This window comes from Psychrobacter sp. TB20-MNA-CIBAN-0197 (assembly GCF_040309765.1).
Taxonomy (GTDB): domain Bacteria; phylum Pseudomonadota; class Gammaproteobacteria; order Pseudomonadales; family Moraxellaceae; genus Psychrobacter; species Psychrobacter submarinus.
In genome coordinates this window covers 1-271 of record NZ_JBEOPC010000599.1, presented here as the reverse complement: position 1 = coordinate 271, position 271 = coordinate 1, and the positions used below count along the sequence as shown (strand labels likewise).

The 271-nt window shown below is 46.5% G+C and carries 1 pseudogene; it reads left to right on the top strand.

Annotation, left to right across the window (positions count from 1 at the left end):
- Positions 1-271, top strand: a pseudogene (locus AAEY83_RS15140) (hypothetical protein); the annotation flags it as partial.

The window sequence follows — 271 nt, the reverse complement described above, 5'->3', positions numbered from 1 at the left end:
AAACAGCAACGTGAAATCTCTTCTGTCATTGCGCGTGAGACAGCTGAGACGCGCAAAATTGAAGAAGAAGAGCGCAAAAAGTCTGAAACCGCGATTATTTCAGTTGAGCAAGACTTAGCGATTCAGCGCGAAAACCAACAACGTGAAATTGAAGTGGCTGGTCAGAACCGCTTGCGTGCGGTTGTGATTGAAGAAGAGAAAGTCACGCGTGCTCGTGATTTAGAAATCGTCTCACGTGAGCGTGAAGTTGACTTACAACGTATCGAAGCTG